This window comes from Rhodococcus sp. OS5 (genome assembly GCF_056837585.1).
Genome location: NZ_CM166368.1, coordinates 3284455 through 3298486 on the forward strand (window position 1 = coordinate 3284455; position 14032 = coordinate 3298486).

A 14032-nucleotide genomic window follows, 5' to 3' on the forward strand; every position below is an offset into this window, starting at 1 on the left:
ACTTCGATCGCGTCGTAAGTCACGACTCGACAACGTCGGGCGGCAGCATAGTGTGACGGTGTGAGCCTTATTCGCCGAAAAGTTGTCCGAAGCGACGTCAAAGTCATGGAAAGCACTGGAGCACTGCGCCCTTCCGTGCTCGACCCGACCATGCGGTTTCTCTCCAGAGCCGCCGATCACGGCGTTTTGTGGATGGTTGTCGCCGCCTTGCTCGCGATGATCGGCGGGCGGCCCCGTAGGGCAGCAGCACGCGGGCTGCTCGCACTGGCCGGTTCCAGCGCGCTGGCCAACGGCATACTCAAGCCCCTCTTTCCCCGCCGACGCCCACCGGCACGCGTCTGGCTGAGCCCGAAGCGAGGCGTCGACATTCCGACGTCGTCCTCGTTCCCCTCCGGACATTCGTCTTCGGCCGCGGCATTCACCGCGGCAGTGGCCATGGAGTCCCCGGTTGCTGGAGCTGCTCTCGCACCACTGGCCGCAGCAGTGGCGTACTCACGTGTTCACAACGGAGTCCACTGGCCGTCCGACGTCTTCGCAGGCCTCGCGGTCGGCGGTGCTATCGCTGCCGGCACGCGTCGTTGGTGGGCGGTGCGGGACGAAGAGCCCGCCGAACTCGGACCCGAGTGCGTGGTTCCCGCGCTCCCGCGCGGAGAAGGCTTGTTGGTCTTCACCAATCCTGGTTCAGGCTCCGAGGACGACGGGATCGTGGAATCGATTCGAGAACTACTACCTGCGGCGATCGTCTACGAGTTCGACGCGGACATCGACTTCGACATGCAGATCGATGCCAAGATCCCCGAGCTCTCGCCGAAAGCGTTGGGTGTATGCGGCGGCGACGGAACAGTGGTCACGGTCGCGACCGCGGCGACAAAGCACGAGCTACCACTTGCGGTTTTTCCCGGCGGAACATTGAACCATTTCGCCCGCGACGTCGGGGCGGTGAATGTCGAGGAGACCGCACAGGCAGTCGAGTCCGGTCAGGCGGCATTCGTCGACCACGCGGTGGTGCGCACGGATTCCGGAGTGACTGCACGGTTTCTCAACACAGCCAGCCTCGGTGGATACCCGGATGCTGTGCGCCTGAGGGAAAAGTGGGAACCACGTTTCGGTAAGTGGCCGGCCGCGGGAGCCGCGATGATCCGGGTTCTCGCAGCGGCGGAGCCGATGACTGTCACCATCGACGAAAAGCGGACCACCATCTGGATGCTGTTCGTCGGAAACGGGCGATACTCCCCCTCCGATCAAGTGCCGATGTCGCGTCCGGAGATGAACCGTGGACTACTCGACGTCCGCTATCTGCGCGCGGACAAGAAATTCTCGCGCTCACGTCTGCTGTTTGCGGCTGCCACAGGAACATTGGGCAGCTCGCGGGTCTACGTTCGCGAACTCGTCTCGTCGATGTCGGTCCGAGTCGCCGATTCACCGGTAGCCATCGCCACCGACGGTGAAGTGGTGGCAGACGCGCGCCGGTTCGATTTCGACACCGAACCGGGCGCGGTGGCCGTCTACCGAGTCACTCAGTAACTCCAGACCTGCAGTAACTCCCAGACCTACGGAGTATCTACGAGGGTGCGTCGCCGTTTGCCGGCGGCGCATCCTCGACTGCTGCCGGAGCTGGAAGCATCTCTTCCAAAACCGTTCCAGCGATCCGTTTGAACGCACGGCGTGGACGATTGCTGTCGAGTACGGCAACCTCGAGTGCACTCACATCGAGAGTTCGTGGTTCCGCCTCAGTGGTTCCGGCCGGTGCCGGGCCGCCCTTTTGGAGCGCCCCGACTGCAATCCGCACTGCGGATTCGAGGTCGAGGTCTCGCTGGTACGACTCGCGCATCGCCGTCACGATCGGTTCGGTCGTGCCGCCCATGACCACGAATTCCTGCTCGTCCGCGATGGATCCGTCGTACGTGATCCGGTAGAGCTGAGCCGGCGTACTGCTTCCGAAGCGACCGATCTCGGCAACACAGATCTCGACCTCGTACGGCTTGGGCTGCTCGGTGAAGATCGTTCCCAGGGTTTGTGCGTACGCATTGGCGAGCGAACGCCCGGTGACGTCCCGACGGTCGTACGAGTACCCACGCATGTCTGCGTGGACGATGCCCGCGCGGCGCAGATTCTCGAACTCGTTGTACTTGCCCACTGCCGCGAATCCGAGACGGTCGTACAGTTCGCTGACCTTGTGCAGAGCACGCGACGGGTTCTCGGCGACAAAGAGCACTCCGTCGCGGTAGGTGAGAACGACGACGCTGCGCCCGCGGGCAATTCCCTTGCGCGCCAATTCCGAACGATCGCGCATGATCTGTTCGGCTGATGCGTAGTACGGCATCGTCATAGCGCAGACTCCCCTTCCGGACTCGCGGTCGCCGTGCGAGCCGCGACGATCTCCCTGGCGATCTCGGCAGCCCTGGTGGGCGACAACTCCACAGCGCCGGCCGAGGTGATGGTGACCGCCGTCGGATAGATCCCTCGTGTCAGATCAGGACCACCGGTAGCCGAATCGTCATCTGCCGCGTCGTAGAGCGCCTCGACGGCGAACCGAAGCGCGGTGTCCTCGTCGATTCCCGGTGAATACAGCTTCTTGAGCGCCGATTTCGCGAACAGGGAGCCGGATCCGACTGCGTGATAGCCCGCGCGCTCCTCGTATCGCCCACCGACGACGTCGTAGGAGACGATGCGACCGGCGGTGGACGGATCGACCGCGTCCAGGTCGTAACCCACGAGCAGTGGCACAACCGCCAAACCTTGCATCGCTGCTCCGAGATTTCCTCGAACCATCGACGAAAGTCGATTGGCCTTGCCGTCGAACGTGAGTGGGACGCCTTCGATCTTCTCGTAATGTTCGAGCTCGACCGCGAAGAGCCGGACCAGTTCGATTGCGATCCCGGCCGTACCGGCAATACCCGCAGCCGAGTAGTCGTCCGTGACGTACACCTTCTGCACGTCACGGCTGGCGATGAGATTGCCCATCGTCGCTCGGCGATCACCCGCGAGCAGAACACCACCCGCATAGCTGATCGCGACGATGGTGGTGCCGTGCGGAGCTACGTCTCCCCCGCCCATGACAACACCTCCTGTGTCGGCGAAGCGGTTCTGCGGAAGATGCTCCGGTGCATGCACCCGAAGGTATTCCGAGAATGACGACAGATTCGAGCCGAAGCTCAACCGTGTGTCCCCGTCTGTGATCCGGGGCGCGCGATCCACCGTCACTGGCCGCCCTTCTGGACGTAGGCACGGACGAAGTCCTCGGCGTTCTCTTCCAACACGTCGTCGATCTCGTCGAGCAGGTCGTCGGTTTCTGCAGCGAGCTTCTCGCGACGTTCCTGGCCGGCACTGCCGTCGCCACCAGTGGTTTCGTCGTCTTCGCCGCCACCGGCACGCTGCGTCTGTTCTTGAGCCATCGCCGTCGACCTCCTTGTGTGAAGGGAGCTCTCGCGAGCATCCTGTTCGGCCCAGCAGAGTCGGTAACTGATCCCGCTCGGACCTTCACCCTACCGAGCGGCACCGTCAGGTGTGGAGAGACGCGACGGCGAGCCGCATCGGCTGATTTCAGTGAGTGAGCTGATCAACCAGTTCCGCGGCGCTGTCCACGGAGTCGAGCAACGCTCCGACGTGCGCTTTGGTACCTCGAAGCGGCTCGAGGGTGGGGATACGGATCAACGATTCACCGCCGAGATCGAAGATGACCGAATCCCAGCTCGCGGCCGCGATATCGGCCCCGAATCGGCGTAGGCACTCGCCCCGGAAGTATGCGCGAGTGTCGGTGGGAGGGTTCGTGACCGCGTCGAGAACCTGCTGTTCGGTGACAAGCCGCTCCATGGAGCCGCGAGCAACCAGGCGGTTGTACAGGCCCTTGTCGAGTCGCACGTCGGAGTACTGCAGATCCACCAGATGCAATCGCGGCGCCGACCACGCGAGTCCCTCACGATTGCGGAACCCTTCGAGCAGACGCAGTTTGGCCGGCCAGTCGAGGATGTTCGCGCACTCCATGGGATCGCGCTCGAGGAGATCGAGAACCATCGCCCACTTGGCGACGATATCGTCCGCTCGCGGATCACGATCGGTCTCACGGTCGAGGAACTTCGAGACACGTTCGAGGTAAATGCGTTGCAGCGCAAGCCCTGTCAGTTCACGTCCGTCGGCCAGCGCAACGGTCTTGCGCAGAGTGGGGTCGTGACTGATGTGGTGGACGGCCGTGACCGGACGCGCCAGTTGCAGATCGGTGAGGTCGACACCTGCCTCGATCAGGTCGAGTACCAGCGCCGTTGTTCCAACCTTGAGGTACGTCGACATCTCCGCGAGGTTCGCGTCACCGATGATGACGTGCAGGCGGCGATACTTGTCCGCATCCGCGTGCGGTTCGTCGCGGGTGTTGATGATTCCGCGCTTGAGAGTGGTCTCGAGGCCTACTTCGACCTCGATGTAGTCGGATCGCTGCGAAAGCTGGAATCCGGCCTCGTCGCCGGACTGACCGAGACCCACACGACCGGAACCGCAGATCACCTGCCGGGACGCGAAAAACGGCGTCAATCCTGTCACGATCGAGGCGAACGGGGTCTCACGTGAGCAGAGGTAGTTCTCGTGCGTGCCGTACGAGGCACCCTTGCCGTCGACGTTGTTCTTGTACAGCTGGAGCCGAGGCGCACCCGGCACGCTGGATGCGTGCCGCGCAGCCGCTTCCATGACGCGTTCGCCGGCCTTGTCCCAGATCACGGCGTCGAGCGGGTCGGCGACCTCGGGCGCCGAATACTCCGGATGTGCGTGGTCGACGTACAACCGTGCCCCGTTGGTGAGAATCATGTTCGCGGCGCCGATCTCGTCCGCGTCGATCACCGGCGCGGGACCGCTCATTCGCCCCAGATCGAAGCCTCGGGCATCTCGCAGCGGAGATTCGACCTCGTAATCCCAGCGTGTGCGCTTGGCCCGTGGCACGCCCGCTGCGGCGGCGTAGGCAAGCACCGCCTGGGTTGAAGTGAGAATCGGATTCGCCGACGGCTCACTGGGTGAAGATATTCCGTATTCGACCTCGACACCGATGATCCGCTGCATGACACAAGAGCCTATGTGATTGCGGCGCGGCACCCACAGGCGTGGCACAGTTGGAGGAATGCACCAACCTCTCACCGCAGACCTGAATCCCGCGGACGAGGTAGTCGCCGTGTACGACCGGACGGGTAATCCGATCGGCCGAGCACCACGTTCCGTCGTCTACTCGGGTGGGCTCTGGCACGCGAGTGCGGGCGTCCTGGTTCGTACCGGGGACGGCTCCCGCATCTACGTCCATCGCCGAACCGACACGAAAGCGGTGTTCGGGGGCTATCACGACTGTCTGGCCGGAGGTGTCGTCGATCCAGGTGAGACGCCGCAGGAAACTGCGATCCGTGAAGTCGGTGAAGAACTCGGAATCTTCGGAACGGCAGACCAGCCACTCCGACTGACGGAGATCGCTCGAAAATCCTGGGACGGCGAGTGGAACAACTCTCCGTTGCGCTGTCACCTGTTTGCGTTCGAACTCAGATACGACGGGCCGATGGCACATCAGCCCAGCGAGATCGCCGAAGGTTGGTGGTGGACGCCGAAAGAACTCGGCGCCCACCTGCAGGACCCGTCGTGGCCGTTCGTTCCGGACTCACGCGCGCTGCTGGCCGACTATTGCTGGAGCTGAACACCGCTGGGACTGAACACCGCTGGGACTGAACACTGGTGGGACCTGTGATCAGCCCGGGGTGATCGCCGAGAGCCAAGCAGCGAACGCGCTGGGGTTGCGGGTCTGCGCGAGAACGCGTCCTGGGCCGGTGAAGTCGAAGACAAATCCTTCACCGGACTTCATCGACTGAATGGTGCGCCCCTGAACGGCGCGCCGCATGTTGAAATTCATGCCGAGGTCGTAGGCGACCACGTGACCGGTATCGATCGTGACTGTCTCGCCTGGCTGCAAGTCGATGACGTCGATCGCGCCGTAGACGGCCAGCACTACTTCACCGTCGCCACTTGCCCGCAGGCCGAAGCCTCCCTCACCGCCGAAGAGGTTGGACATGCCGCCCCACTTGGACTCGACCGTCACACCGTAGGAGTTGGCCAACCAGGTTCCACGGTTGAGGAAGAACGGGCGATCAGAAGTGATGGTCAGCGGGATCAGATCTCCGGGAAGCACACCAGTCACGTCGACCCAACCACCCTGCGGCGGAGCGGTATACGTCGTGACGAAGAATGATTCGCCGCTCAGCATCGACCGCTTGAGTCCCTGCAGGACGCCGCCCTGCGCCTTCGCTTCGAGAACTACGCCGGCAGAATGCGCGAGCATCGCCCCGCTCTCCACGCGCAGCGGTTCGCCGGGCGCGAGGTAGCAGCGAGCGACTGTGGACGACGGATTGTGTCGAAGATGTATCTGCACGGCGGGACTCTAAACCAGCGCGACCGACCGGTCCAATCGCAACGAAGTCAACGGCAGCGACGCAGAGATCGGGCCGACAACTCTCGCGGAGTGGCCGGCCCGATCGATGTTCGTTTCGCTACAGGTACTGGCCGGTGTTCGATTCCGTGTCGATCGCGCGGCTTGCACTGGCGTTCTTGCCCGTGACGAGAGTGCGGATGTAGACGATCCGCTCACCCTTCTTGCCCGAAATACGTGCCCAGTCATCAGGATTGGTGGTGTTGGGCAGATCCTCATTCTCGGCGAACTCGTCGACGATGGAATCGAAGAGGTGCTGCACACGCAAGCCCGGAGCACCGGTGTCGAGCACAGACTTGATCGCGTACTTCTTGGCGCGGTCGACGATGTTCTGGATCATCGCCCCCGAGTTGAAGTCCTTGAAGAACAGAACTTCCTTGTCGCCGTTGGCGTAGGTGACCTCGAGAAAACGATTCTCTTCGCTCTCCGCGTACATGCGATCGACGACGCGAACGATCATCGCCTTCAAGCAGGCGGTGCGATCGCCACCGAACTCGGCGAGGTCGTCCGCATTGATCGGCAGACCGTCCACCAGGTACTTCGAGAAGATGTCCTGAGCGGATTCCGCGTCGGGGCGCTCGATCTTGATCTTCACGTCCAGTCGGCCCGGACGCAGGATGGCCGGGTCGATCATGTCCTCACGGTTGGAAGCGCCGATGACGATGACGTTCTCGAGCCCTTCCACACCGTCGATCTCGCTGAGCAGCTGCGGAACGACCGTTGTCTCCACGTCGGAAGAGACTCCCGAACCACGGGTACGGAAGATCGAGTCCATCTCGTCGAAGAAGACGATCACCGGAGTGCCCTCGGACGCCTTCTCACGAGCACGCTGGAAGATCATCCGGATGTGACGCTCGGTTTCGCCGACGAACTTGTTCAGAAGTTCCGGGCCCTTGATGTTCAGGAAGTAGGACTTGGCGTCCTTGCTGTCCTGACCGCGGGCTTCGGCGATCTTCTTGGCCAACGAGTTGGCGACGGCCTTGGCGATGAGCGTCTTGCCGCAACCAGGCGGACCGTAGAGCAGTACACCCTTCGGCGGCCTCAGTGAGTACTCGTGGAACAGATCCTTGTGGAGGAACGGGAGTTCGACGGCATCACGGATCTGTTCGATCTGACGCCCGAGACCACCGATGTCGTCGTAGTGAACGTCCGGAACTTCTTCGAGAACCAGATCTTCGACCTCGGCCTTCGGGATGCGCTCGAAGGCGTACCCGGCCTTGGTGTCGACGAGCAACGAGTCGCCCGGACGCAGTTTCCTGGTCGGAGAATCGGCGTCGTACGCGATGATGTCGGCTTCGGGGTCGGCGAAGACGGCTGCCAACGGCGCTGCGAGCCAGACGATGCGCTCTTCGTCGGCATGACCGACCACCAGTGCGCGCAGTCCGTCGTCGAGTACCTCACGGAGCGTGCTGATCTCACCGACCTGCTCGTAGGTGCCGGCCTCGACGATGGTGAGTGCCTCGTTGAGGCGAACCGTCTGCCCGAGGGCGAGGGTGTCCGTGTCGATGTTCGGTGAGCACGTCAACCGCATCTTGCGACCCGACGTGAACACGTCGACGGTCTTGTCCTCGTGTACCGAGAGAAGGACTCCGTAACCGCTCGGCGGTTGACCGAGTCTGTCGACTTCTTCACGAAGCGCGATGAGCTGCTGACGGGCCTCTTTGAGGGTGTCCATCAACTTGCTGTTTCGGATGGACAACGAGTCCACCTTCGACTCCAGCTCACGCACCTGCTCCGGCGATTGTGCAAGTTGTCGGCGCAGTACTTGTGCTTCCACTCGTAGCGCGTGGAGTTCTTCTGCTGCCGCAACCGAATCCGGGTTCTCTGTCGAGCTCATGTGCGTCTCCTCCCAGTGCGATCCATCAACGCTACCGGCATAAGGCCCCAACTGTCGCCAGACACGGTGCGCGAGTGCGAATTCACACCTGCGCGCGGACCGTGCCGACTGGTCTCGAGCCAGAATTTGGTCATGTTAGCCTTGCCTACAAGATGGAGACAGCGCCTGTCTCTCTTTACAACGAAAGGTAACGCTGTGATCATCCGCAAGACTCTCATCAGCGCTTGTGCTGTCGCTGCCGTCCTGACCATGGGTGCATGCAGCTCGGACGACAACAAGGATTCGACGGCTGCAAGTTCTACTTCCGCCGCCGCCTCGAGCACCACGGCCAAGGCCTCGGCTTCCGCCACGACGTCAGCTGCCGCTGCCGCAGCGGCTCCGACGGCCGAGGAGCTCAACGCTTCGCTCGTCGCTCTGATCGATCCGGCCAAGCCGATCGAGGAGAAGACCGCTCTGGTGGTCGACGGAACCAAGCGTCAGGCCAACATCGAGACGATGAGCGCTGCACTGGGCGGTAACCCGGCCTACGCGATCACGTTCAACGTGGACAACGTCAAGGTCGACGGTCAGACCGCAACTGCAGACGTCGCCGTCGTCAGCCCGCACGGCGCCGCCCCGGCCACCCCGTGGACCTGGGAGCTCGAAGACGGCTCCTGGAAGCTGTCCGACACCTCGGCTTGCGTGCTCCTGGAAATGGGCCGCGCGTCCTGCACCGCATAACTTCCAGCTACGACAAGAGCGGCGATCCGGATACCGGATCGCCGCTCTTGCTGTTTTCGTGTGACTACTTGGCCGCGGTGTTCGAGCCCTTGCCCGCACGCCGCTGCGGCTTCGGGGTGACAGTTCCTTCGGCGAGACGACGAGCGCTCACGAGGAACGCGGTGTGGCCTTGCATCCGATGTTCGGGGCGCACCGCCAATCCGACGACGTGCCAACCGCGCACGATCGATTCCCACGAGCGGGGCTCGGTCCAGCATTCCTGCTCCCGCATCGCCTCGACGACCTTCGAGAGCTGAGTAACGGTCGCGACGTAGACGATCAACACGCCGCCCGGCACGAGTGCCTTCGAGACGGCGGGTAGGACGTCCCACGGGGCCAGCATGTCGAGGACGACGCGATCGACCTTGCCTCCGTGCGCTTCCGGATCGAACTCGGCGAGATCGGCGATGGTCAGTTCCCAGTTCGGCGGACGTTCCCCGAAGAAGGTCTCGACGTTGCGAACCGCATGTTCGGCATGATCGTCGCGGACCTCGTAGGAGATGACCTTGCCCTCGGGTCCGACGGCACGCAGCAGCGAACATGTCAGTGCGCCGGAGCCGGCTCCGGCCTCGAGCACGCGTGCTCCTGGGAACACGTCGCCTTCGTGGACGATCTGAGCTGCGTCCTTCGGGTAGATGACCTGGGCACCGCGCGGCATGGACAGCACGTAGTCCACCAGTAGGGGGCGCAGTGCGAGATAGGGCGTGCCGTTGACCGACTTGACGACGCTGCCCTCGTCGGCACCGATCAGATCGTTGTGAACGATTCCGCCTTTGTGGGTGTGGTATTCGCGGTTCGCCTCGAGAACGATCGTGTAGTGGCGTCCCTTGCCGTCGGTCAGCTGTACTCGGTCGCCGACGCGGAACGGACCTGACGGCCGCTTGCCCGGCGCAGTGAGATCAGTTTCTGGAAGCTCTTGTTCGGGAATCTCGGCGACAGCGGGCTGCACAACCTCATCCACTTCGGTCGTGCCTTCTTCTGGTTGCAGCTCGTTCGCCATGCGCAGATGATCCCTGTTCGCTTGTTTCCGGTGTCCTCGCCACCGGCTCCGACGGAGTTGTCGGACCAACCGCATAGCCTGCCAGGTGTGAGCTCTGTCGAATTGCCAACCCCCACTCCAACGGGTGCAACATCACACGAGCGCCCGCGTAGTCGGCCGGCGCTCTCTCCGTCTCGGGCGGGTGACTACAAACAATGCCCCCTGCTCTATCGCTTCCGAGCAGTCGACAGAATTCCGGAAACGCCAACCAGAGCCCAGGTCAGAGGCACCGTCGTACACGCGGCACTGGAAGCACTGTTTGCACTCCCGACCGGTCACCGGGTTCCCGATCGCGCAGCCGAACTCGTCCGTCCCGCGTGGGAACGTGTCAGTGCCGAGTCTCCCGAGGCCGCTGACCTTGTTCCGGAGGGCGAGGTGGATTCGTTCCTCGACGAAGTCGGCAAGCTCGTCGCGACGTACTACACGCTCGAAGATCCCACTCGATTCGATGCCGAGGCGTGCGAGGTCTACGTCGAGACCGAATTGGAGAACGGCGTTCGACTCCGCGGCTTCGTCGACCGGATAGACGTTGCACCGACGGGTGAGGTGCGGGTGGTCGACTACAAGACCGGAAAAGCGCCTCGCGAGTTCACCGAATCCAAGGCGCTCTTCCAGATGAAGTTCTACGCGCTCGTACTGCTGCGCACTCGCGGAATCGTTCCCGCACAACTGCGCCTGATCTATCTGGCCTCCGGCTCGATTCTCACGTACGCCCCGGATCACGACGAGCTCATCCGATTCGAGCGAACCCTCTCCGCCATCTGGAAAGCGATCCTCGCAGCAGGTGCGACCGGAGACTTCAGACCCAAGCCTGGCAAACTGTGCGACTGGTGCGATCACAAGTCACTGTGCCCCTCGTTCGGCGGAACACCTCCGCCGTATCCAGGTTGGCCGGACCTGCTGAGCACCGAACCTGTTGCCGCAAAGGAGAATTCATAACATGACGGACAGTTCGTACTACCGCTACCTCGGAACGACGGAGGAAGGGCACGAGCGGTTCGCGAGCACGCAGGCAACTGTCAGCATCTGGGGCCCGACACTGCAGCACGGCGCTCCCCCGTCGGCGCTGTTGGTACGAGCCCTCGAGCGGTGCGGTGCGCGCGACGAAACCCGTCTGACGCGCGTCGTCGTCGAGATTCTCGGACCGATTCCGATTGCCGACCTCGAAGTCCGGTCCTGGATCGAACGACCCGGTCGCCGAATCGAATTGATCGTCGCCGAACTGTGGGCAACCACCGCCGATGGAACTGCACGCGCGGTTGCGCGCGGTACGGCGTGGCGGATGGAGACGGTGGATACCGGCGACGTCGTCCACGTAGTCGATCCCCCGCTCGAACCCCGCGACAGCGGCACCCCGGGCGTTCTCGAGGGTCTGTGGAGCGTCGGCTATCTCAAGACCCTCGACTGGTCCTGGATTGCTCCGATCGGGTGCGTGGGAACCGGCAAGGTATGGGCGCGCCCCAAGCCAGAGCTGGTCGAGGGTGAGAAGATGTCTGCTCTCGAGCGTTTGTTCGCGGTGGCCGACATCTCAAACGGGGTCGGCGCCAAGCTCGACCCGGAGCACTGGACGTTTCTCAACACAGATCTCACGGTGCATATCTTCCGTGTGCCCGAGGGAGAGTGGGTCGGTGTCGCCGCCGAAACCACAACGGGTCCGGACGGCGTCGGCATGTGTGCGGGCGTGCTCTACGACGAGCAGGGTGCCGTGGGCCGTATCGCCCAGACTTTGCAGATTCGCGCCCGTTCCTGATTTCCAGGAACGGGCGCGAATGCGCGTAAATCTATTCAGGCAGTGATCAGAAAGCGCGTACCGAGCGGATGTTCGACGCGAGGATGGCCTTGGCACCGAGTTCGGCCAAGGCATCCATCACCTGGTTGTGTCCCTTGATCGGGACCATCGCGCGAACCGCGACCCAGTCGGGATCGGCCAACGGTGAGAGGGTCGGCGATTCCATACCGGGAGTCATCTTGATGGCGTCGTCGAGGATGGTGCGCGGGCAGTCGTAGTCGATCATCAGATTCTGCTGCGCGAAGACAATTCCGCGTACGCGTTCGATGAGCTGGTTGCGGGCGGGATCGTCCTGCGGAGCGCCGGTGCGCTCGATCAGGACACCTTCGGAATCGCAGAGCGATTCACCGAAAGCCACGAGGTTGTGTTGGCGGAGAGTACGACCCGATCCGACCACGTCGGCGATCGCGTCGGCGACGCCGAGCTGAATCGAGATTTCCACTGCTCCGTCGAGACGGATGACGGTGGCGTCGAGTCCGCGATCTGTGAGGTCCTTACGGACCAGGTTCGGGTACGACGTTGCAATGCGCAGGCCGGACAGATCCTCGACGGCCCAGTCCTTGCCGGCAGGTGCTGCGTAACGGAACGACGAACGGCCGAAGCCCAGTGACAGACGCTCGGATACGGGAGCACCCGAGTCGCCGGCGAGATCACGACCGGTGATGCCGAGATCCAGCTCACCGGAGCCGACGTAGATCGCAATGTCCTTGGGGCGCAAGAAGAAGAACTCGACCTGATTGGCCGGATCGAGGACTGTCAGATCACGGGAATCGGTGCGTCGACGGTAGCCGGCCTCGCTGAGAATCTCGGCGGCGGACTCGGACAGTGAGCCTTTGTTGGGAACTGCTACGCGCAGCATGGTGGATGTCCTTTCGGAAGGTGTGGGTGACGTGAGACGACATGAATCGGAAGCCCTGGACGAGCGAGACGGAGTACATCTCGCTGGTCAGCTCCGCTCACAGATGTCGGTACACGTCCTCGAGGGTCAGTCCGCGACCGACCATCAACACCTGCGTCCAGTACAGCAGCTGGGAAATTTCCTCGGCTAGCTGCTCATCGCTCTGGTATTCCGCAGCGATCCACACTTCACCGGCTTCCTCGATGACCTTTTTGCCCTGAGCATGCACACCGGCGTCGAGGGCGGCGACAGTGCCGGACCCCTCGGGGCGAGTAGCAGCGCGCTCGGTCAATTCGGCGAACAAGGATTCGAAGGTCTTCACGGGTAGCTATTCTTTCACGAGGACGGAAGCGGTTTTCACACGCCCACGAACAGCGGTGTTCACAGGCCTGCGTCGAGGCTGCGCGAACTCACGAACCTGCGGGTCTGCCCGGTGATCGGATCCGGGTACTCCAACGCTCGCGCCAACAATCGCAACGGAGTCGAGAAGTCACCGGGCACTGCGGGCAGATACTCCGGATAGTAGTTGTCACCGACGATCGGGACGCCCAGCGAGTTGAGGTGCAGCCGAAGCTGATGGGTCCGGCCGGTCCGTGGGAGCAACCTGTATCGCCCGAGCGTCCGGCCGGCCGAGTCGGTGATCACCTCGATCAGTTCGATCGACGTCTCACTGTTCGGCTCGCCCGCGATTTCGGTAGCCGTCATCTCGCCGTGAACTTTGTTGATGCGGCTGCGCACCGTGCGAGGGAAAGTCAGTTCCGGATCGAAGCCCGCAATCGCCTCGTACTCCTTGACGATCCGCTGCTCGGCAAAAAGTTCCTGGTACGGCCGTCGTAGGTCCGGTGTCACGGTGAACACGATGACACCCGCCGTCATCCGGTCGAGGCGGTGAACTGGCGCAAGATCCGGAAGGTCCAGGTCACGACGCAGGCGCACGACTGCGCTTTCGACGATGTGCGCTCCCCGTGGAATGGTCGCCAGGAAGTGCGGTTTGTCGATCACGAGAATCGAGTCGTCGCGGTACAAGATCTCGATCTCGTGCGGAACCGGAATCTCGGGGGCCGGCTCGCGGTAGAAGTACACGAACCGGGTCGGCTGATAGGGCGTTCGGCTCGTGATCTTCCGCCCGTGCTCGTCGACGACGTCCCCGGCGCTGACGAGGTCCGCCCACAGGTCCCGCTCCCCGGGATGCTCGCCGACCAGGTGCTCGAGGACGGTCCGCGCCGACGACTCCGCCGGCATCCGCAGCCGGTCAGGTCCGAGAC

The 14032-nt window shown here is 63.0% G+C and carries 15 protein-coding genes; 5 read left to right on the forward strand and 10 right to left on the reverse strand.

Translation table 11 applies throughout. The features are described from left to right. Positions 1-105: 105 nt before the first annotated feature. Positions 106-1524, forward strand: a complete 1419-nt coding sequence (locus tag ACVZUB_RS15335; protein ID WP_197487743.1) for a bifunctional phosphatase PAP2/diacylglycerol kinase family protein — start codon at positions 106-108, stop codon at positions 1522-1524. A 37-nt stretch (positions 1525-1561) separates the two neighbouring features. Here ACVZUB_RS15335 and prcA read toward each other — a convergent pair whose 3' ends face one another. From prcA to dop, 4 genes are all read right to left on the reverse strand, one after another. Further along, a complete protein-coding gene (gene prcA / locus ACVZUB_RS15340) occupies positions 1562-2329 on the reverse strand; it encodes a proteasome subunit alpha (protein WP_003945006.1) in 768 nt (255 codons plus the stop codon). Next, positions 2326-3204 carry a proteasome subunit beta gene (gene prcB / locus ACVZUB_RS15345; RefSeq protein WP_054187394.1) on the reverse strand — a complete coding sequence of 293 codons (879 nt, stop codon included), beginning with the start codon at positions 3202-3204 and terminating at the stop codon, positions 2326-2328. The genes prcA and prcB overlap by 4 nt, the downstream gene beginning before the upstream one ends. After that, on the reverse strand, positions 3201-3395 hold the full coding sequence (locus ACVZUB_RS15350) for a ubiquitin-like protein Pup (RefSeq protein ID WP_003944925.1): 195 nt from the start codon (positions 3393-3395) through the stop codon (positions 3201-3203). The genes prcB and ACVZUB_RS15350 overlap by 4 nt, the downstream gene beginning before the upstream one ends. Before the next feature lie 148 nt (positions 3396-3543). Next, the gene (dop, locus tag ACVZUB_RS15355; protein WP_003944852.1) at positions 3544-5043 is read right to left on the reverse strand and encodes a depupylase/deamidase Dop; all 1500 of its coding nucleotides are present in this window, start codon (positions 5041-5043) and stop codon (positions 3544-3546) included. Positions 5044-5101: 58 nt separating this feature from the next. On the opposite strand from dop, the gene ACVZUB_RS15360 reads away from it, so the two are divergent. Continuing rightward, positions 5102-5659 carry an NUDIX hydrolase gene (locus ACVZUB_RS15360; protein ID WP_007729886.1) on the forward strand — a complete coding sequence of 186 codons (558 nt, stop codon included), beginning with the start codon at positions 5102-5104 and terminating at the stop codon, positions 5657-5659. A gap of 51 nt (positions 5660-5710) precedes the next feature. Here ACVZUB_RS15360 and ACVZUB_RS15365 read toward each other — a convergent pair whose 3' ends face one another. After that, entirely contained in the window at positions 5711-6388 is a 678-nt protein-coding gene (locus ACVZUB_RS15365; protein WP_003944961.1) for a TIGR00266 family protein, read from the reverse strand. Between the two features lie 118 nt (positions 6389-6506). Further along, positions 6507-8282 (reverse strand): proteasome ATPase, encoded by a 1776-nt coding sequence (arc, locus tag ACVZUB_RS15370; RefSeq protein WP_003944870.1) that lies wholly within the window; start codon positions 8280-8282, stop codon positions 6507-6509. Positions 8283-8477: 195 nt separating this feature from the next. Between arc and ACVZUB_RS15375 the strand changes: the two genes are divergently transcribed. Further along, positions 8478-9002 (forward strand): WKL family lipoprotein, encoded by a 525-nt coding sequence (locus tag ACVZUB_RS15375; RefSeq protein WP_003944789.1) that lies wholly within the window; start codon positions 8478-8480, stop codon positions 9000-9002. Positions 9003-9066: 64 nt separating this feature from the next. On the opposite strand, the gene ACVZUB_RS15380 is transcribed toward ACVZUB_RS15375, so the two are convergent. Further along, positions 9067-9990, reverse strand: coding sequence for a tRNA (adenine-N1)-methyltransferase (locus tag ACVZUB_RS15380; protein ID WP_225320401.1), 924 nt, complete (start codon positions 9988-9990; stop codon positions 9067-9069). Between the two features lie 138 nt (positions 9991-10128). Here ACVZUB_RS15380 and ACVZUB_RS15385 point away from each other — a divergent pair, with 138 nt between their 5' ends. Both ACVZUB_RS15385 and ACVZUB_RS15390 read left to right on the forward strand, forming a co-directional pair. Beyond that, entirely contained in the window at positions 10129-11019 is an 891-nt protein-coding gene (locus tag ACVZUB_RS15385; RefSeq protein ID WP_371748328.1) for a RecB family exonuclease, read from the forward strand. Between the two features lies 1 nt (position 11020). Next, entirely contained in the window at positions 11021-11830 is an 810-nt protein-coding gene (locus ACVZUB_RS15390; protein ID WP_065352494.1) for a thioesterase family protein, read from the forward strand. Positions 11831-11876: 46 nt separating this feature from the next. On the opposite strand, the gene hisG is transcribed toward ACVZUB_RS15390, so the two are convergent. The 3 genes from hisG to ACVZUB_RS15405 form a co-directional block, all read right to left on the reverse strand. Next, entirely contained in the window at positions 11877-12728 is an 852-nt protein-coding gene (gene hisG / locus ACVZUB_RS15395) for an ATP phosphoribosyltransferase (RefSeq protein WP_003944905.1), read from the reverse strand. 97 nt (positions 12729-12825) lie between these two features. Continuing rightward, positions 12826-13089, reverse strand: a complete 264-nt coding sequence (locus ACVZUB_RS15400; protein ID WP_003944933.1) for a phosphoribosyl-ATP diphosphatase — start codon at positions 13087-13089, stop codon at positions 12826-12828. A gap of 59 nt (positions 13090-13148) precedes the next feature. After that, a complete protein-coding gene (locus tag ACVZUB_RS15405; protein ID WP_047270562.1) occupies positions 13149-14009 on the reverse strand; it encodes a pseudouridine synthase in 861 nt (286 codons plus the stop codon). Positions 14010-14032 lie beyond the last annotated feature (23 nt).